13 protein-coding genes are annotated in these 18,691 nt (G+C 67.2%); 8 read left to right on the forward strand and 5 right to left on the reverse strand.

Annotated features, from left to right (window positions below; genetic code table 11):
* Nucleotides 1-47 precede the first annotated feature (47 nt).
* Nucleotides 48-2,147 (reverse strand): transketolase, encoded by a 2,100-nt coding sequence (gene tkt / locus F7O44_RS00590; RefSeq protein ID WP_343073798.1) that lies wholly within the window; start codon nt 2,145-2,147, stop codon nt 48-50.
* Nucleotides 2,148-2,420: 273 nt separating this feature from the next.
* Here tkt and F7O44_RS00595 point away from each other — a divergent pair, with 273 nt between their 5' ends.
* Nucleotides 2,421-3,362: a heme o synthase gene (locus tag F7O44_RS00595; protein ID WP_162448266.1), complete on the forward strand. Its 942-nt coding sequence runs from the start codon at nt 2,421-2,423 to the stop codon at nt 3,360-3,362.
* Between the two features lie 102 nt (nt 3,363-3,464).
* Here the strand turns inward: F7O44_RS00595 and F7O44_RS00600 are convergent, their stop codons facing one another.
* Both F7O44_RS00600 and F7O44_RS00605 read right to left on the reverse strand, forming a co-directional pair.
* Nucleotides 3,465-4,709 carry a Gfo/Idh/MocA family protein gene (locus F7O44_RS00600; RefSeq protein WP_162448267.1) on the reverse strand — a complete coding sequence of 415 codons (1,245 nt, stop codon included), beginning with the start codon at nt 4,707-4,709 and terminating at the stop codon, nt 3,465-3,467.
* Nucleotides 4,710-4,747: 38 nt separating this feature from the next.
* Nucleotides 4,748-5,923 carry an ROK family protein gene (locus F7O44_RS00605; RefSeq protein WP_162448268.1) on the reverse strand — a complete coding sequence of 392 codons (1,176 nt, stop codon included), beginning with the start codon at nt 5,921-5,923 and terminating at the stop codon, nt 4,748-4,750.
* A gap of 100 nt (nt 5,924-6,023) precedes the next feature.
* Here F7O44_RS00605 and F7O44_RS00610 point away from each other — a divergent pair, with 100 nt between their 5' ends.
* From F7O44_RS00610 to F7O44_RS00635, 6 genes are all read left to right on the forward strand, one after another.
* Nucleotides 6,024-7,169: an FAD-dependent oxidoreductase gene (locus F7O44_RS00610; RefSeq protein ID WP_162448269.1), complete on the forward strand. Its 1,146-nt coding sequence runs from the start codon at nt 6,024-6,026 to the stop codon at nt 7,167-7,169.
* A 45-nt stretch (nt 7,170-7,214) separates the two neighbouring features.
* On the forward strand, nt 7,215-8,333 hold the full coding sequence (locus F7O44_RS00615; protein WP_222850923.1) for an RNA polymerase subunit sigma-70: 1,119 nt from the start codon (nt 7,215-7,217) through the stop codon (nt 8,331-8,333).
* Between the two features lie 359 nt (nt 8,334-8,692).
* Nucleotides 8,693-9,136, forward strand: coding sequence for a hypothetical protein (locus tag F7O44_RS31445; protein ID WP_162449239.1), 444 nt, complete (start codon nt 8,693-8,695; stop codon nt 9,134-9,136).
* A gap of 94 nt (nt 9,137-9,230) precedes the next feature.
* Nucleotides 9,231-9,983, forward strand: a complete 753-nt coding sequence (locus F7O44_RS00625) for a hypothetical protein (RefSeq protein ID WP_162448271.1) — start codon at nt 9,231-9,233, stop codon at nt 9,981-9,983.
* Between the two features lie 171 nt (nt 9,984-10,154).
* The gene (locus tag F7O44_RS00630) at nt 10,155-12,356 is read left to right on the forward strand and encodes a DUF6351 family protein (RefSeq protein WP_162448272.1); all 2,202 of its coding nucleotides are present in this window, start codon (nt 10,155-10,157) and stop codon (nt 12,354-12,356) included.
* Between the two features lie 110 nt (nt 12,357-12,466).
* On the forward strand, nt 12,467-13,360 hold the full coding sequence (locus F7O44_RS00635; protein WP_162448273.1) for a PaaX family transcriptional regulator: 894 nt from the start codon (nt 12,467-12,469) through the stop codon (nt 13,358-13,360).
* Between the two features lie 221 nt (nt 13,361-13,581).
* On the opposite strand, the gene F7O44_RS00640 is transcribed toward F7O44_RS00635, so the two are convergent.
* Nucleotides 13,582-14,991, reverse strand: coding sequence for a GNAT family N-acetyltransferase (locus F7O44_RS00640; RefSeq protein ID WP_162448274.1), 1,410 nt, complete (start codon nt 14,989-14,991; stop codon nt 13,582-13,584).
* A 169-nt stretch (nt 14,992-15,160) separates the two neighbouring features.
* Here F7O44_RS00640 and F7O44_RS00645 point away from each other — a divergent pair, with 169 nt between their 5' ends.
* A complete protein-coding gene (locus F7O44_RS00645) occupies nt 15,161-17,068 on the forward strand; it encodes an HNH endonuclease signature motif containing protein (RefSeq protein WP_162448275.1) in 1,908 nt (635 codons plus the stop codon).
* Nucleotides 17,069-17,142: 74 nt separating this feature from the next.
* Here the strand turns inward: F7O44_RS00645 and F7O44_RS00650 are convergent, their stop codons facing one another.
* Nucleotides 17,143-18,666, reverse strand: coding sequence for an acyl-CoA synthetase (locus tag F7O44_RS00650; RefSeq protein WP_187360992.1), 1,524 nt, complete (start codon nt 18,664-18,666; stop codon nt 17,143-17,145).
* Nucleotides 18,667-18,691: the final 25 nt, after the last annotated feature.

Here is an 18,691-nt window from a genome sequence, read left to right on the forward strand (position 1 = left end):
TCCTGCAGCGCGAGCGCTATGACACCCGGGCTGCAGGACGCAACCGGTTATTCGGCGGCGGCGAGGGAGTCCTTGGCAGCCGCGACCACGGCTTCGGGGGTGATACCGAACTCGCGGTAGAGCACCTTGTAGTCGGCCGACGCCCCGAAGTGTTCGAGGCTGACCGCGCGCCCGGCGTCGCCGAGGAAACGGTGCCAGCTCATGGCGATCCCAGCCTCGACCGACACCCGGGCCCGCACGGCGGACGGCAGCACCGACTCCTTGTACTCGTCGCTCTGCTCGTCGAACCACTCGTGTGACGGGAACGAGACGACCCGGGCCGCGATGCCCTCGGCCTGGAGTTGCTCGCGAGCTTCGACGGCCAGTTGCAGTTCAGAGCCGCTGGCCATCAGCAGAACCGCGGGCTCGCCGCCGTCGGCCTCGGCGAAGACGTAGGCCCCGCGCGCGACCCCTTCTGCCGAGCCGTACCGCGAACGGTCGAACACCGGGATGCCCTGCCGGGTCAACGCGATACCCGCCGGGCGATGGTTGCGTTCCAGGATGGTCCGCCAGGCGACTGCGGTCTCGTTGGCGTCAGCCGGCCGGACCACGTCGAAGCCCGGAATGGCTCGCAGGGTCGAGAGATGCTCGACGGGCTGATGGGTGGGACCGTCCTCGCCGAGTCCGATGGAGTCATGTGTCCACACGAACGTGGTGGGGATCTGCTGCAACGCGGCGAGCCGGACCGCGGCCCGCTGGTAGTCGCTGAACACGAGGAATGTCGCGGCATAGGGGCGGGTGAGCCCGTTGAGCGCGATGCCGTTCGCGATCAGCCCCGCGGCGAACTCGCGAACTCCGAAGTGCAGGGTGCGCCCGTACGGGGTTCCGGGGAACATCGCGCTGGAACGCTTCTCCGGCAGGAAACTCGGCTCGCTGGTGATGGTGGTGTTGTTCGACCCGGCGAGATCCGCCGAGCCACCCCACAGCTCCGGCAGCACCGGCGCCACGGCATTGATGACCTTGCCCGACGCCGCCCGGGTGGCCAGTCCTTTCTCTGAAGGCTCGAACTCGGGCAGGGCGTCGGCCCAGCCGGCGGGGAGTTCGCGCTTGCTCAGCCGGTCCAGCAGCTCGGCTCGCTGCGGATTGGCTGCCCGCCAGCCGCGGAAGCGCTCCTCCCACTCCGCGCGCAGCCGCTTGCCACGCTCGAGTGCCTGCTGGGTGTGAGCCACGACCTCGGGGGCCACGTCGAACTGCTTCTCCGGGTCGGCTCCCAGGACGCGTTTGGTGGCGGCGACCTCGTCGGCGCCTAGCGCGGAGCCGTGGATCGCGCCGGTGTTCTTCTTGTTCGGCGCGGGCCAGCCGATGGTGGTGCGTACGGCGATGAACGACGGCCGGTCGGTGACCGCCCTGGCCTCCTGCAGCGCCTCGAAGATCGCTTTCGGGTTTTCCTGGTACTCCGCTCCGGCGGTGAAGTCCACCACCTGGGTGTGCCAGCCGTAGGCCTCGTAGCGCGCGACGGTGTCTTCGGTGAAGGCGATGTTGGTGTCGTCTTCGATCGAGATCTTGTTGTCGTCCCAGAGGACGATCAAATTGCCGAGCTCCTGGGTGCCCGCGACGGAACTGGCCTCACTGGAGACCCCCTCCTGGAGGTCGCCGTCGGAGGCGATGACGTACACATGGTGATCGAAGACGCTCTCGCCGGGTGCGGCGTCAGGATCAAGCAATCCACGCACGCGGCGGGCGGCGAAGGCCATGCCGACGGCGGTGCCGAAGCCGGAGCCGAGGGGGCCGGTGGTGACCTCGACCCCATCCGTGTGGCCGTACTCAGGGTGACCGGGGGTGTTGGAGCCCCACGTCCGGAACGACTTGAGGTCGTCCAGGGTCACGTTGTAACCCGCGAGGTAGAGCTGGATGTACTGAGTGAGGCTGCTGTGCCCGGCGGAGAGAACGAATCGGTCCCGTCCGAGCCAGGCCGGATCGGACGGGTCGTGGCGGAGCACACGCTGGTAGAGCGTGTAGGCGACGGGCGCAAGGCTCATCGCGGTTCCCGGATGCCCGTTGCCGGTCTTCTCCACCGCGTCCATCGCCAGGAGCCTGACCGTGTCGACCGCGCGGTCGTCGAGTTCGGACCACTGGAGGTCGCTGTTCTGGGCAGGTGTCGTGTTCACTAGCGGCTTGCCCCTTTCGCAGATGCGATCAGTCACGTCAGCTCGCCGGCTGTCGGCGCGGGCCGTGATTACGAGCTTAGTGTCCTGTATTCGGGTACCGGAACAGGACACGGGTGTGGCGCGCGACACCTGTAGCGGCGTGTCGGCAGGAGTGCGAAGCGACACGGGCGACCGGCCGATCGCCCGAATCGCGCATCCCGGTAGACTCAACAGGCCAATGGTGGCGGTTGTTTCCCGCACCGCCTGTATGCCTGACCACATTGAGGATGATCCGTGACGGCCGTCGAACAACGCGTCGATTCCGCGCGCGGGACGGAACTGCCGATCCGCAGATGGGACACCGTCCGGGCCTACATCTCGCTGATGAAGCTGCGGGTTGTCGAGCTCCTGCTGGTGACCACCGTGCCGGCCATGGTGCTGGCGCAGCGTGGTCTTCCACCGCTGTGGCTCGCATTGGTGACCTTGCTCGGCGGCACGCTCGCGGCCGGCAGCGCACACGCGTTCAATCAGGTCCTCGAACGCGACATCGACGCCGTCATGCACCGGACCAGGCGCCGGCCCATGGCGATGGCGAGGGTCTCGGCGCAGGCCGGCTTCACGTTCGCCGCCGTGCTGCTGGTGGTGGCGGTGACCATCATGGTGATCTGGGTCAATCCGCTGGCGGCCGGGCTGACCGCCGCGGCGAATCTGTTCTACGTTCTCGTGTATACGGTGCTGCTGAAGCGGCGTACCACGCAGAACATCGTGTGGGGCGGAGTCGCAGGATGCCTGCCGACCCTGATCGGCTGGTCGGCGGTGACGGGCAGTCTCGACTGGCCGCCGGTGCTGCTTTTCCTGATCGTGTTCTTCTGGACGCCGCCGCACTACTGGCCGCTGGCGATGCGCTACCGGGAGGACTACGAGCGCGCGGGCGTGCCGATGCTGCCGGTGGTCGCGTCCGCGAGAACCGTGGCCACCCAGATCCTCGCGTATTCGTGGGCCATGGTTCTCACGTCGCTGGTGTTGTGGCCGGTTGCGTCGCTGAGCTGGATCTACGGGCTCGGCGCTGTGCTGGGCGGGGCGTGGTTCCTCAGTGAGGCGCACCGGTTACATGTGCTGGCCGGGCGGGATTCCACCGGCGCGGGCCTGAAGGCGATGCGCCTTTTCCACGGCTCGATCACCTATCTGACAGTGGTGTTCGTGGCTGTGATGGCCGACGTGCTCATCCTGGGCTGAGCCACGGACGGGCCGTGGCCACTTCGATACCAAGAACGTCACGTGAACCGGTTCAATCGTTGGCTGCGTGCAGTTCTTGGTATCGAAGGCCGCCTCTCGCCGTTACGCCCGCGGCCCGCTTCCGAAGTCGGGGATTGGCATACGCTCCCCTCCGGCCAGCGCGGAGGCGTGCGCGACGATCCCCGGCGCGGTGAATATCGCCGAGCGCCAGGCGTTCACCGGAGGCTGCTCGCCAGTGACCACGGCGCGGACGAAGTCGTCGGCCAGGAAATGGTGGGAGCCCTCGTGGCCGTTCGGCGCCTCGGCGTATTCGTGGGGGAGACGGGAGCGGTCGTGGACGGGCGCCGAGCCGGAGGTGAAGGCCTCCCGCAGGGCGGGATCGACGTTGGCCAGCTCCGATTCGTCGACCGTGTGCCGGATCGGCACGAACTTGTCGGAGATGTCGTGGGACTCGGATTTGTCGTTCCACACGCTCTGATGGGCGAGTTGCTCGAAGCTGGCCTCGGTGCCGAAAAACCGGAAACGCGACTCCCGGATAAACGAGGGGTAGCCCACGCGGCGCATCTCGTTGGTCCGCATCGCCCCGCCGTCGGAGAGTTCGAACAGCGCCGTGGCGTTGGAGAAGCTGTTCCCGAATTGGCTGATCTCCCGGTCGAACACTCCGTCGCCCCGCTGGTCTTCGACGCCCAGGCAGCTGACGCTGACCGCGCGGGCCGGGACCGCACCCAAGACACCGCCGATGGCGTGGGTGGGGTAGAGCATCGGCGGATAGCTGGCGGTGGCCTTCCAGTTCTCGCCGCCGCTGTACTGATAGGCAGCGTAGAAGCCGAGATCCATGTCGTGGACGTAGTCGCCCTCGGAGTAGAAGACCTGACCGAGCGCGCCTTCGCGGATCTTGTCTCGCATGAACACCGTGGCCGGGTTGTAGTAGCTCGTCTCTCCCATCATGTAGGTCAGGCCGGTCCGCTCGACCGCGGCGATGATCGCTTCGATGTCGGTCAGCTCAGTGGCCATCGGCACCGCCGAGTACACGTGTTTGCCGGCCTCCAGCGCGGCGAGCACGAGCGGTGCGTGGGTCCAGCGTTGAGTGAAGATCGCCACCGCGTCGACGTCGGATTCAAGCAGATCCTCGAAGCTGGGTGAGGTGGCTGCGTTCTCGTAGTGGCCGGCGAGTTGCTCGGCGCGCTCCGGCTTGAGATCGGTCACGACGAGCCGGCTGACGTTCGGGTGCAGGTCCCACAGTGTGGCGAAGCTCTTCGAGAACTGACCGGCGCCGACAATGCCGATACTGAAAGCTCCAGCTGCGGGGTCGAGTGGGCTGGTGGGGTCGAGGGGCATAGCAGACATCGGTTCCTCTCGGTGCGGCTTCTTCTGACAGGTGCGGCTCAGCCCGCGTTGCTCGGACTGTTTCGGGGTGGGTCGACGAGCAGCCACTGACAGGCCACCACGGCGGCTCCGCGGGCCCACTCGTCGAAATCGGATGAGAAGACCTCGACCTTGGGCGGTGTGGCCCAGTGGTTGAGGTGTCCGGCCAAGGACTCGTTCATGGCCGGGTCGGCGTGCTCCAGCATGCCGAGACCATCGCCGGCGAGGACTACCGTCGGCACTCCGTACATATTGACCACCTCGGCGATCAGGACACCAAGGGCGCGGCCGGCGTCGTCGAACACTCTCCGCGCGACGTCGTTGCCCTGGGCGGCGAGTGCGCAGGCGGCGGTGAGGTCGAGGTCGGCGATGCCGAGCGGGACGCCGATGCCACGGGTGATCGCGCTGGTGGTCAGGAAACTCGAGGCGCAGCCTCGATGTCCGAGCTGGCAGAGCGGTCCGGAGTCGCTGATGCGCAGGTGACCGATCAGACCGGCGTTGCCGGCCGCACCGGTCAGGATCCGCCCCTCGAGCACGGCGCCGAGCCCGATGCCGACGCCGACCGTCACGACGGCGAAATGGTCGAGCCCACGGCCGGGACCTGACCATTGGACACCAGCGGCAAGCGCACGGACGTCGCCGCTGATGACGGTGGGTGCACCAATCCTGCGTCGCAGCATGGCCGCCAGCGGGACATCGTTCCAGCCGAGGAAGGCGTTGTGCCGCACGGTGTCGTCGAATCGGTGCATGAGCCCGGCCAGGCCCACGCCGACAGCCTGGATGGGACGGTGTGAGGCCAGTTCATTAACGAGATCAACAATTGAATCGACGGCCGACTCGACGTCGTTGCCGGACATGGTTCGATGCCCGGTCTGCCGCACCTGCCCCAGTGCGTCGGTACGGACGCCGAACAGTTCGTCGGACGTCACCTTTAGTCCGATGAACTGGTGCCGCTCCGCATTGACCCCCAAGGGTGTTCCAGGGCGCCCGCGGGCCTCCGTTTGTGGCGCGTCGGCCTGCAGAATCACCCCGGATTCCAGTAGGGGTCTGGTGGTCTTGGTCAGGCTGGCCGGAGAGAGATGTAGTCGGCGCGCGAGCTCTGCGCGTGGCAGCGGCCCGGCTACCAGCAGCTCGCGAACGACCGCCCGGGCGGACGGCCCGAGCGATCGGAGGGAGACGTCACCCGCGTGCTGCACGAGCACAGCCTGCCGCTATTTGTTAATCGAGTCAAGAAATATGGCGAGGGGTGGCCCCTGCCTGCTCGCTGTGCCGCTCTGCCAGGATGGTCCACGGCACGTGAGTGAAAGGCGGACCGTCGTAGTGCGAGTGATCGTCATCGGGGCCGGTATCGCCGGCGCGAGCGTCGCCTACCCGCTGGCCGCGGCGGGTGCGGACGTCGTCGTCGTGGATGACGCGCAGCCTGGGCGGGCCACCTCGGCCGGAGCCGGGATCATCACCCCGGTCAGTGCCCGGCCGGTAGGTGAGGCGAAGAGCCGGATCATGTTCGCCGCGGTGGAGCACTACCTCGACCTGGTGCGGCGTTTCGAGGAAAGCGGCCTGAGCGACCACTCGTACGGCGTGACCGGTGAGCTGATCGCCGCGTTCGACAACGACGAGCTGCGCCGCCTGTCCGAGGTTGCGGAGCGAGCCGAGGCCAGGACGGGAAGGTACGGCACAGCGGGCGTCGGCGTGCCGAAGCTGTTCAGCCGCCAGGACGTCCATGAGCGGTTCCCGCTGCTGCCGGGCGTGCTCGGTGGGGTGTGGCTGCCGGACGTGGCACGAGTAGACGGGCGGATCATCCGCGACCATCTGATGACGCTGGCCGCTCAACTGGGCGCTCAGGTGCTCCAGGGCCGGGCCGAGCTCGTGTTCGACGGCTCCCGGGTGAGCGGTGTGCGTGTCCCGGGCGAGTTCCTCGAGGGCGATCACGTGGTCCTGGCCGCGGGGGCGTGGTCCGAGGCGCTCGTCGAGACCACCGGGCTCGACCTGCCGGTGTATCCGCAGCGTGGGCAGATCCTCCATCTGCGGATCCCGGGCGGGTCCACGCTCCCGGTCATCAGCGTCTTCCGTGGGATCTACCTGCTGTCCTTTCCGGGAGATCGTGTCGTGATCGGCGCCACCCGTGAGGACGACAGCGGCTTCGCGACCCACGCCACGGCCGGTGGCGTCGACATGCTCATCAGGAAGGCGCTCGGTGTCGTGCCGAGTCTCCAGCGCGCGGAATGGCTCGAGGTCAGGGTCGGGATCCGGCCCGCGAGCAGAGACGGCGAGCCGCTTCTGGGCCCGGCACCGGGGATCGACGGCCTCTGGCTGGCCACCGGATTCGGGCCGCAGGGCCTGACCTTGGCGCCCTACTCGGGCCGCCTGCTGGCCGAGGCGATCATGGGGGAGAAGACGGAGATCCCGGAGATCCTGTCGGCCGCACGCCTCGCCGCTGCCTGAGATTTCGATTCCTTTCCCGCCTGCCGTTCGTCTTGACGGCAGGAGATGCTGGGTCTGGCGACCCTGCCTGACGATCCGCGGGAGGCGCAGATGGCACACGACGAGGGCACGGAACGGATAGGCAACGACGTCGTGGCAGCCGCGGCACTGGCCGGCGATGAGGCGGCGTTCGGTCAACTCGTCGAACGCCACCGGCGTGAGCTGCACGTGCATTGTTACCGGATGCTCGCGTCGTACGACGACGCCGAGGACATCGTCCAGGAGACGTTCCTGCGGGCGTGGAACAAGCGGCACAGCTACGCCGGGCGTTCCACCGTGCGGGCGTGGCTCTATCAGATCGCCACCAACGCGTGCCTGGACTTCTTACGCAGCTCTTCCCGGCGTGCCCGGCCGTATCAGGAGCCACCGCTGGCCGTGCCCCGAGCCGCCGTGCAGCCGCCCATCGACGTGTCCTGGTTACAGCCGTATCCGGACAGCCAGCTCGACGCGGCCGCACCGGGCGCCGAGGAACCGGACGCCGTCGTGGTCGCGAAGGAGACGATCGAGCTCGCGTACCTGATGATCATCCAGCAGCTTCCACCGCGGCAGCGGGCCGTGCTGATCATGCGCGACGTGCTGGGGTGGTCGGCCGCGGAGACCGCAGCGCTCCTGGAGACCAGCGTCGCATCGGTCAAGAGCGCGTTGCAGCGAGCGCGGGCCACCGTTCAGCAACGGCGGCCACCACGGCGGGAGGAGTGGGACCGCAGTGTCTCTCGCACGGAGGACGAACGCAGGGTCTTGGAGCGCTACATCGATGCTCACGAGCGGGCAGATGTCGCCTTGCTCGCTCAACTGCTGGCCGACGACGTGGTGCAGACGATGCCACCATATCCGGCCTGGCTTGTCGGATGTGAGGCGGCGCTGACGTTCGCGGCCGACGTGTTCGACCCCGGCTCCGCCGCCTACCACGGGCGCTGGCGTTCGGTGCTCACCTGGGCGAACCGGCAGCCGGCCGTCGCCCAGTACGTCCAGCGCCCATCGGCAGCGGAGACCAGGAGTCTGGCCGGGGAGTACCGGGCACAGGTGCTCGACGTGCTACGGATCGAGAACGGCGCGATCACTGGGATCACGTCGTTCGAGCCGCGCCGTTTCGCGGCGTTCGGCCTGCCGCTGGTCCTGGCATGAGTGCCGACGACGACCGCGTGTCGCTTCTGCGGACGCGCTTGCCGCCGTCATTCGAACGGACCGTGCTCGTGGTCGCCCCGGGAAGTGTGCGGCGCTTCGACCGGCTTCGCTCGCGAGGGGTGATCGTCGTCGTGGAACGTGGCGAGATCGAGCTTGAAACAGGCAACGGGCAGGTGTGCGGCTTCCGTCGTGGCGGCGTTCTCTGGCTCGACGACGCGTCGGCGAGCCGGTTGCGCAACGTTGGAGGCACGGCGGCCGTCGTCGTCGCTGTCACGCGCCGACGCGGGTCCGGCGCGACCGATTCCTTTCCGGCGCGGCCGGCGTCATACGGGTACAACGACCGGAAAGGAACACAAGAGATGAACGCAGACGCTGACAACCAGCAGCCGACCCCCGACGCGGACGTGCGAGCTCTCGACCGTCTGGTGGGGACGTGGAAGGTCTCGGGTGAGGCGGAGGGGACCATCAGTTTCGGCTGGCTCCCTGGCGGGTTCTTCCTGAAGCAGGATGTCGACCTCGAACAGTTCGGCATGCATGTCATGGGAAGCGAGATCATCGGCCGGGAGAAGCCGTTCGGGGCGGAGCAACCCAGCACGGAGATCACGTCGAGGTTCTACAGCAATACCGGTGACACCCTGGACTACGTATACGAGCTCGACGGTGACACGCTCACCATCTGGGGCGGGGAGAAGGGCTCGGCGGCGTATTTCAAGGGTGAGTTCAGCGCGGACGGCAACACGCTGACCGGCGGGTGGGTATGGCCGGGTGGTGGGTACACCTCAACCGCCACCCGCGTCGAGTAGTCCTCAGTCGCCAGGCCACCCCTGCGCCGACCGTGTGCACGGCCCCGAGCCGAGCACACGGTCGGCGCGTGTGGGGTGTGGCACGATGTGCGGCGTGAGCGAGCAGAACACCCATGGCGATCTCTCGACGCTGCCCTGGCCCGACGGCTGGCGCTGGACACCGCGCCGGGATCGGGATTACCAGGCCAAGGCCGCCACGGGTGTCCGGACGGTGGAGGTGGAGTTCGAGGGGGCGCGGGAGCCGGCGCTGCTGCTGCCGATGCGCTCGGTGCCGCGCTGGCAAGGCATTGTCTTCACCGTAGCCGGCGTTGGTTTGCTCGCCACGGCCGTCTTGATCGGCGTCGTCTCCGTGGCGACTCAGACGTGGACCGGGATCGTGGGCGTGCTGGTCATCGGCGGTGCCGGGACCGTCTTCGGCCTTGGTGGGCTCGCCGGACTCAGGAGCCGCAAAGAAGCCGTCGCTGGTCTGCTGCTCTCGCCGAGCCGCTTGATCTTCGACGGCAGTGTCGACCGGCTGGCGATGTCCTGGAACGACGTCGCGGGCTTCCGCCTGTACATGATCAGATACGGCTTCCGTGTCCTGTTTCCGATGCCATGGCACAACTGGCTGAGCATCGATGCCCGCGACCCGCACGCGGTGCTGGCCTCGGCCGGACACGAGGCCGCGGCGCGGCTGGCCCGCAGGCTGAAAGGCAAGAGCGTGGTCGCCGTCGCCGACAACCGCATGATCATGAGCCCGCTGGTCGCCTACCACACGCTCCGGTATTACCTGGAGAATCCGGCGGACCGTCGTGAATTGGCCGGCGCCGAGGCCGTGAACCGGGTCCACAAGGGACTGCTTCTCTAGGTACAAGGTCGGTCGATGTCTCTGGCCGGCAGATGACTCTGGCCATCTTGGCTGCTCACGTACCCGTTGCGGCAAATATATTGCAATGTCATTGACATGTGTTCGAGAAATGCATTACGTTTCCGAAGATCGGTTTGCCATGGTCTGTCGGCGGCAGGAGAGGTGAACGGGATGCGATCTCATCGGGCACATGCGCGGGTGTTGCGGCACGGGCTACACGCTGGGTTGGCGTTCGCCGTCGCCGGAACGCTTGCCATTCCAGGATCGCTGGCCGGCGCGGGTGGCGCGCCGAACAGCGTGGCGTCGCCGCCGGACAACCACATGTTGCGTAGCTTCCAGGTGGATACCGTGTCAGGCCCTGCCGACTTGGTCACCGGGGGAAGTGCCCTGGTCCGGATCGATGTGCCGCGGTCGGTCCCGGCCCACCAGGTCCGGATCACGCTCAACGGCCGTGATGTGCGCGATGCCTTCCAGCCGTACGGGAGCGAGCGGGTGCTGCTCGGCCATGTCGACGGGCTCACGGAGGGCGCGAACACGCTGGAGGTCCGGGCTAACGGGCGGGGGAAATCCCGGCCGGCCGAGTCGCTGACGCTGGTCAACCATCCACTGCACGGTCCGGTGTTCTCCGGGCCGCACATCCCGCTGTACTGCACCGCGGATGCGTCGCCGTGGAATCTCGGCCTGGTGGACGAGCATTGCCATGTCGAGGCGCCGGTGGTCACTTACCAATACCGGACGACGGCGGGGTCATGGGCCGCTCTGCCCGACGACGAGATGCCGGAGGACGTGGCAACAACCGTCACCAGCACTGGTGAGACCGTGCCTTACGTCGTGCGGGTCGAGCAGGGGACCATCAACCGATCCGTGTACGAGACCGCGATCTTGCACGAGCCAGGAACACCCGTGCCGGACCCGTGGACGTCAACACCCGGATGGAACGGCCGGCTCGTCTACACCTTCGGCGGAGGCTGCGGAATCGGGCACACCCAGGCGACGGAGACCGGAGGTGTCCTCGACGACACCCTGCTCGGCGCCGGATATGCCACAGCCAGTTCGACGTTCAACGTCTACCAGCAGAACTGCAACGACGTGACGTCGGCGGAGACAGCCATGATGGTCAAGGAGCGGTTCACCGAAACCTACGGCGTCCCGGACTTCACGATGGGATGGGGTTCGTCTGCCGGCACGATGCAACAACTGCTGATTTCCAACGCCTACCCCGGGATCCTGGACGGGGTCATCGGGCACATCGGTTATCCCGACGAGCGTTCCACCACCATCAGTGGCCATGAGTGCCGTTTTGTGACGGAGGCAATCTCATCCAGCGAACTCGACTGGACTGCCGAGCAAGGAAAAGCGGTGACCGGCTTCGCCCGCTTCTCACTATCCGGTGAATTCGGGACCAGCACGTGTGCCGGATACATGTTCTTCCCCGGGGTGGACTATCCGGCAGACTGTCCTGGCCACATCCCACCTGCCGACCGGTACCACCCGGTGACCAATCCGGACGGGATCAGGTGCGCCATCGCGGACTTCGTCTCGACCGTCTACGGAACCGATCCGGGGACAGGTTTCGGGCGGCCGATCGTCCCGGACACCGTAGGTGTCCAGTATGGTCTGGAGGCTCTGGAGGCGGGGATGATCAGCGCCGAGCAGTTCGTCGACCTCAACGAGCGGATCGGCGGGGTCGACCGTGACGGTCAACGGATCACCCAGCGGTCGGCCGCAGATCCGGAGGCGTTGGAGGTGGCCTACGCCACCGGCCGGATCAATCAGTTCGATGGCGGCCTGCGGTGGACTCCCATCATCGAGACCCGCGGATATGCGGACCTTCGGGCGGATTTCCACGACCGGATCCGGTCGTGGTCGATGCGGGAGCGCCTGTTGTCGGCCAACGGACATGCCGACAACCATGTCAGCTGGACTAGCCCGGAGGGGCCGCTGGACACCCGGGATCGAGAAGAGGCACTGGCCGCCATGGACGACTGGCTGACGACCCGCATGGAGCTGGCTGCCCAGGAGCCAGACCTCGATCCGGTCGAACTGACCCGTCGGGCCAAGCCGGGGGATCTCACTGACGGCTGTGTCGACGAGGACGGCCAACGGATCGACGAGGAGTTGACCCTCGATCCGTCGGCGCGGTGCAATCAGCTGTTCCCGTTCCACGCCACGCCACGCGCGGCAGCCGGTGGCCCGCTGGCCGCCGATGTGCTGGCCTGCCAGCTTGAGCCGCTGGATCGGTCCGGCTACGGCGCGGTGTTCACCGGCAGCGAGTGGCAGCGGCTGAACGCGGTCTTCCCGGACGGAGTTTGTGACTGGTCGCTTCCTGGTGCTGGACAGGTTGAGTTGAGCGGTACGTGGACCCGGTTCTGATCACATGAACCTTGTCGAAGATGCCGTGTTCGATCTGTCATGCTTCTGCTAGGGCTCGCGACGATGATCAGGCGCCGAGGACGGTAAGAATATCTGTGGGAGCGTGATGTATGCCGAAGACCTCGACTGCGGCGCCGGTGCCGGTGGCGCAGCCGAGCACCGGCACCGCGGAGCACATGTCCAAACCGCTGGCGCGCGCCCGGTCTCAGCGGTTGCTGGTCACTTTGTTCGGCGACTACTGGGACCGCGCGCGTGGTCCCATCCCGTCGGCTGGACTGGTGCGTGTTCTCGAGGAGTTCGGCATCGCTCCGGCCAACGCGCGTGCGGCGTTGAGCCGGATGACCCAGCGGGGAGCGCTGGCACGCACCAAGGACGGGCGGCGGACCAGCTACGCACCCACTGAGTCCACGCTGAGGCAGCTGGAGAGGGGCGCGCATCGCATCTTCGCGAGTGGCAACGGGGCGGAATGGGACGGGACCTGGACCCTGATCGCCTTTTCGCTGCCGCTTGAGGCCGGCGACCTTCGCCGCCTGTTACGTGCACGTCTTCGCTGGCTGACGTTCTGGCCCATCTACGACGCCACCTGGGTTACCCCGCACGATCGGCTCGACGCGGCCTGTGAGCAGCTGGCCGAGTTGAATATCACCGATGCCGTCGTCCTGCGGACCACGGACGTCCGGTTGCTGGCCCAGGGGCGGGCTCGCCTCGAAGACGCTTGGCAGCTCGGTCATCTTGCCGATGCCTACCGCGACTACCTCAATCGCTTCGAACCATTGGCCGAGCTCGTGGCCGCGCGGGCGGTGACGCCAACGGAGGCCCTGGTCGGCCGGGGAGAGCTGGTGGACGAGTGGCGGCGGCTGGTCCGCGACGACCCCGATCTTCCTGATGTTTTCCTCCCAGCCGGTTTCCCCCGGGCGCGGGCTCGCGATCTGTTTCTCACTACCTACCGGGCCCTGGAGCGCCCGGCACGCGCCCGATTCGACGAACTCACACGCGAGGCTTGAGCTGCCTTGTGTGGAGCAGCCACATCGGCCTCCTCCGGCACCTTGCGATGCATCCACTTCCCCCAAGTCCGGTGATCGTCAGTGCGTTGTGGTCACTGTGGGGTGATCATCAGTACGCCGTGGTCGCGGGATAGCGACCACAACGCACTGACGATCACCGGACTTGGGGGAACGTTTATCCCGGGTGGGCTATCAGCTAGGCGTTCCCAGGCGAAGCCTCGTTAGAAGGCGAACGAGTTGAATGGTTCCGGGTCAACGCGGAACAGCCGGGAAAGGGTCGTCACGGCTTCGGGGCGGTGCGGGCGGATGCGGTCCGCTGAGGCGAGCAGCGCAGCCGAGACCCCGCCGAGGTAGAGGGAACTGAGGGCCTGGATGTCCAGGGTGAGATCCGGCTGCGCGTTCGTTCGTGCGCACGTGGCTCCGTCCGGGCCGGCGTCGAGCCGCCAGGTGCCGGTGTTGGCCGGACACATGGCGTCGTCGTCGATGGTCAGCGTGATGCCGCCGGCGACGTCGTAGGAGCGGGACTCGAGTGCTGTCGGCACCTCGAGCAGCCGGACCCACAGGTTGTCGGATTGCCTCGTGACGCGCAGCGCGCGCGGATTGTGGAGCATCCAGCGCAGGGGTTCATCAGCTGGTCGTGGGGCAGCGACGATCCGCTTGGTCAGATCGAAGTCGAGCAGTAACTGCCACAGGGCACGATAGGCGTTGTTGTTGGTGGCCTGCAGCGCCTCGACGATCAGCGTGCCGGTGTCCTCGAGCCGTGGTGACCATGGCAACCGGAAGTTGGCGATACCGTCGATGTCGCCCTCCGGGGTCCGGTGGATGAGGTATCGCAGCGGACCGTCGTCAGTACCGTCGGCTTCGTCGGAAAGACCGGCCCATTGACCTGCCCGTGCTGACAACTCGCCAACCCGGTCCTTGCGGGCGATGTCATGGACCGCCGGCCATGCCTCGCGAGCCATTGCTGCGTCGACGAGCTCGAGGGAGCCAGGGGGCTGTTCGGCTTCTCGTAGCGTGGCCTCGGGCCGCTCGATCTCCCAGCGAGTGCGCACGGTAGCCGGAGAGAAGCCAAAGCGCCCGTAGATGCTGCCTTCACTCGCGCTGAGGGCGGCGACGGGCTCCCCACGATCGAGGGCTTCGTCGAACATCGCCTGGATCATGCCCCGTAACAGTCCGCGGCGACGGTGGGTAGCGACCACGCCGGTGGCCGTCACACCGCCCATCGGTAGCTGATTGAGCCCGGGCACAGTGATTTCGAACGACAACATGGCGGAGGCGCCCACCAGCCGGCCGTCGACAAAGGCGGCCTGCGGGTGAAACCTCTCGCTCGCCATGAGCTTCTCGGCGGCAGCCTCCAGTTGGTCTTGAGTCATCGGCTGCCGCGGCGGCCACGCGGCAGAGCCGCCGTACCAGGCCGCGGGCGCGGGTTCCCAATGCGGCAAACCGTTCGCGTAGGGCAACACCTTGAGGTAGTCAATGGCCTCGGACCTTTTGAACGCGCGTATCTCGGTAGCCACGCCGACGACTTTATAGATGCTTGGGGAGTCCGGCGACGTAATTTCGGCGCCGGTGCCGATGCGGGAGCTGAGGTGGTCGTCGACGTCGCCCCTGCGGACCGAAGGCGGCAGCATGGGCCGAAGGTGGCCACCGGCACGGCCGAAGGTGGCCACCGGCCGGGTCCGTCTTAGCCCACTGAGATCAAAGCAGGTCGGTGGCCGGGGACTGGAAGGTCCACGGAGTCTCAACGTCAATTCTGGTAAACCAGTTGAGTGGGAACGCGTGTTCGATTAACCTTAAAGGATGGACGCGAGGAGCAGCACCCCCACCGCTTCGGGGCAGGACGTGCCCGGAGAAGGCGCTGGTGTGGGTGATGTCGACGCGGAATGGGCACGGCTGATCGAGGCCGAGCTGGCCGGATACGAGCCCACACCTGGGCCGTTTTCCGATGCGCCGGACCCGGCCTGGGGTGATCTGTGGGGATGGCACCCGCCCGAGGTGGATGCCACCATCGAAGCGTCGTTCGCCGCTATACCGCATTCACCAGCGCCCAGCAGTGGGGCTGCGGGGGAGGTCCCGCCTCATGGTGTGACTGCAGGGGACACACCGCCCAGTGGTGGGGCTGCGGGTGACGTGCCGCCCAGTGGTGCGGCTTTGCGGGATGTGCCCGGTGTGGAGCAGTCGCCGATCGCGCAGATGCTCCCGGGTGTGCCGCTGGCGGCCGTGCTGGACTCGGTTGAGACCTCGGCGGCGGGGGTTCATGAGCTCGCCGACGCGGTGGCCGCGTGGGAACGGTTGATCGCTTGGTGCGCGGCCAAGCAGGCCGAAGCCGCCACCGAGTTGACCCGTCGCCCGGAGCTACGCCCCGATGATGGGGGCGGGCAGTTCGCCGCGCTGCATCCGGTGCCGGTCACGGCGTCGGCGTTGTGCGCTGTGCGGCCGTGGACGAAACCACAAGCGGAGAAACTCGTCGACCACGCCGTCACCCTGGTGCAGACCTACCCGAAGGTCCATCAGGCGTTGGCTGAGGGCTGCTTGGATGTGTCCAAGGCGCGGATCCTGACCCGCGCGTTGGACAAGTGTGATGCCGAGGTGGCCGCGCTGATTGAGAAGGCCGTGTTGCCGTTCGTGCACGACTGGACCGAGGTGAAGCTGTCCCGCGTGGTCAACGAGATGCTGCATGAACTCGACGCCGCCGGGTCGAAGCGCCGCCGCCGTGAGGCTCGTGATCGCCGTGACGTGTGGCTGCAACCCGGCGAAGACGGCATGTCCTGGCTCATCGCCTACCTCCCCGCAGAAGAAGCCACCGCAGTCATGGCCGCCCTCAACGCCGCCGCCGACACCCGAGCCACCAGCGACGCCGGAGCCGCCACTTCGGCAGCCAGCAGCCCGGGCGACGCTGGGCCGGGAGACGCCACCCCGAGCGACGCGACGCCGGGTGATGCTGGGTCGGGAGACGCGACGCCGGGTGCTGCCGGATCGGGCGACGCCGGGCGGCGGCCGCCGACACGTGATCCGCGTACCCGGGGGCAGCGGCGCGCGGATGCGCTGGCGTCGTTCGGGTGGATGTCGCTGAGCACCGGGCACCTAGGCGGCCGCGAATGCGCCAGTTGTGGCGCACCAGCCGGCACCCGGCTGTCCCAGGCACATGGCCGGGCAGTCACCGTGAACGTTACCGTGCCCATGTCCACATTGCTGGGCCTCGATGAACACCCCGCCCACCTGGACGGCTACGGCCCCATCGACGCCGACGCCGCCCGCACACTCGCCGCGGCTGGATTCTGGACGTGGGTCGGCACCGCACCCGCCGGCGGACACGCCCTCGACTACGGCACCACCCGCTACACCCCACCACAAGAACTCGTCGACTTCGTCCTGCTGCGCGACCGCGAATGCCTCATGCCCGGCTGCCACCAACCAGCCCAACGCTGCGAAATCGACCACCGCCGCCCGTGGCCCTATGGCCCCACCTCAGCCTGCAACTGCTCCGCCCTATGCAAACCCTGTCACGTGCAAAAACACCGCGCCGGGTGGATAGTCGAGCATCTCGGCGACGGCCGCCAACGCTGGACCAGCCCCACCGGACACGCCTGCATCGTCACCATCCCCCGAATCGCACCAGACGCGCCTAGATCGAACACCCCCACAGGCGGTGACCGACATCCGTCGCGGCGGGCCACGACGCGGCAGCCAGATGATCCGCCTTTCTGACCGACACCGGTAGGTGACCATCGCGGAACGTCGGAACACACGTGCTTCGACGAGCGCACACAGCCTCGACAGGCTCACACGCGCGGGTTCTTGAGCTGCTTCTTCAGGAGTTTTCCGGCGGCGCTTCGCGGCAGTCCGTCGACGAGTGTGAGCGACTTCGGGATCTTGTACCGGGCCAGCCGGTCCTGCAGGTACTGGACCATATCGTCGAACGTCAGCGACCGGCCCGGCAGCAGGACGACGAACACCTGGCCGACCTCGCCCCACCGCTGGTCAGGTACGCCGATGACGGCGCAGTCGGCGACGGCCGGATGTCCCGACAGCGCGTTCTCGATCTCAGCCGGGTACACGTTCTCTCCGCCTGAGATAAACATGTCTTTGACCCGGTCGACGATGGTGAAGAAGCCGTCCTCATCCTGGATGGCGACGTCCCCGGAGCGCAGCCAGCCGTCCTCGCCGAGGACCGAACGAGTCAAGTCAGGTTTGTTCCAGTAACCCTGCATGACGTGTGGCCCGCGGCAGCGTATTTCGCCACGTTCACCGGGTGGCACCGGCTTTCCGGTGTGGTCGACCACCTCGGCATCGGTGAAGAAACAAGGGGTCCCTGCCGTGCCGGCCTTGCGCTGGCTCTCCCGTGCCTGCAGGAAAAGCACCCCGGGGGAGGCCTCGGTCATGCCGTAACCCTGCATGAATGTCAGCCCGCGGGCTTGATACGTGCGGATCAGCGTGTCTGGGACGGGAGCGCCACCGGCGGTGAGCGCTCGGATCGAGGAGAGGTCCGCGCTCTCCCAGCCGGGCGCTTGGGTCAACGCCTGGAACATCGTCGGAACGCCGAACATCCACGTCACCCGGTATTCGGCGATCAGCTTCAAAGTCTGCTGTGGATCGAAAGCCGACATGAGCACAGCCGTGCCGCCTTTGATGAAGGTCGGCAGGAAGGTCTGGTTCAACGCCGCGGTGTGAAACATCGGAGCGTTGATGAGTGAGACCTCGTCACGTGCGATGTCGACGTCGATCATGACGTTATAGACGTTCCACGCCAGGTTCGCATGGCTCAACGTCACACCCTTGAGTTGCCCGGTTGTCCCCGACGTATACATGATCATTGCGATGTCGTCGAACCCGATGGGCACGTGCGGGGGATGTGCCGAGCCGCCGGCCACCAGCCTTTCGAGCGGAGCGTAATCACCAACCGGTTCGCTGCCGGCCACAACGACGTGCCGCACCGGCGCGCGCTCGACGAGGTCGGCCGCGAGCGGAGCCAAGCCGGGGGTGACGACCAGCACGGCAACCTCGGCTTCGCCGACCACCTCCGCCAGTTCGGCCGCGGCCAGCCGCACGTTCAACGGCACGAAGACGCCGCCGGCAGCGCAGGTGGCGAACATGGTCTCCACAAACGCCGGGTGGTTCGGACCGAGGAATCCAACCCGGTCTCGTGCTCCGACCCCCAGGCCGATCAACGCGTTGGCCAGCCGGTTCACTCGCTCGTCGAGCTGCCCGTAGGTCCACGTCTGGCCTTCGTACACGATGGCCGGATCGCCCGGCGCGATCCGCGCCCGGCGCCGCGGCCAGGATCCGAGACCCCAGTTCTCCACCATTGGCACTCCCTCCGGCCGGCGTTGT

The sequence above is a fragment of the Phytoactinopolyspora mesophila genome (assembly GCF_010122465.1).
In the GTDB taxonomy this organism is placed as follows: Bacteria; Actinomycetota; Actinomycetes; order Jiangellales; family Jiangellaceae; genus Phytoactinopolyspora; species Phytoactinopolyspora mesophila.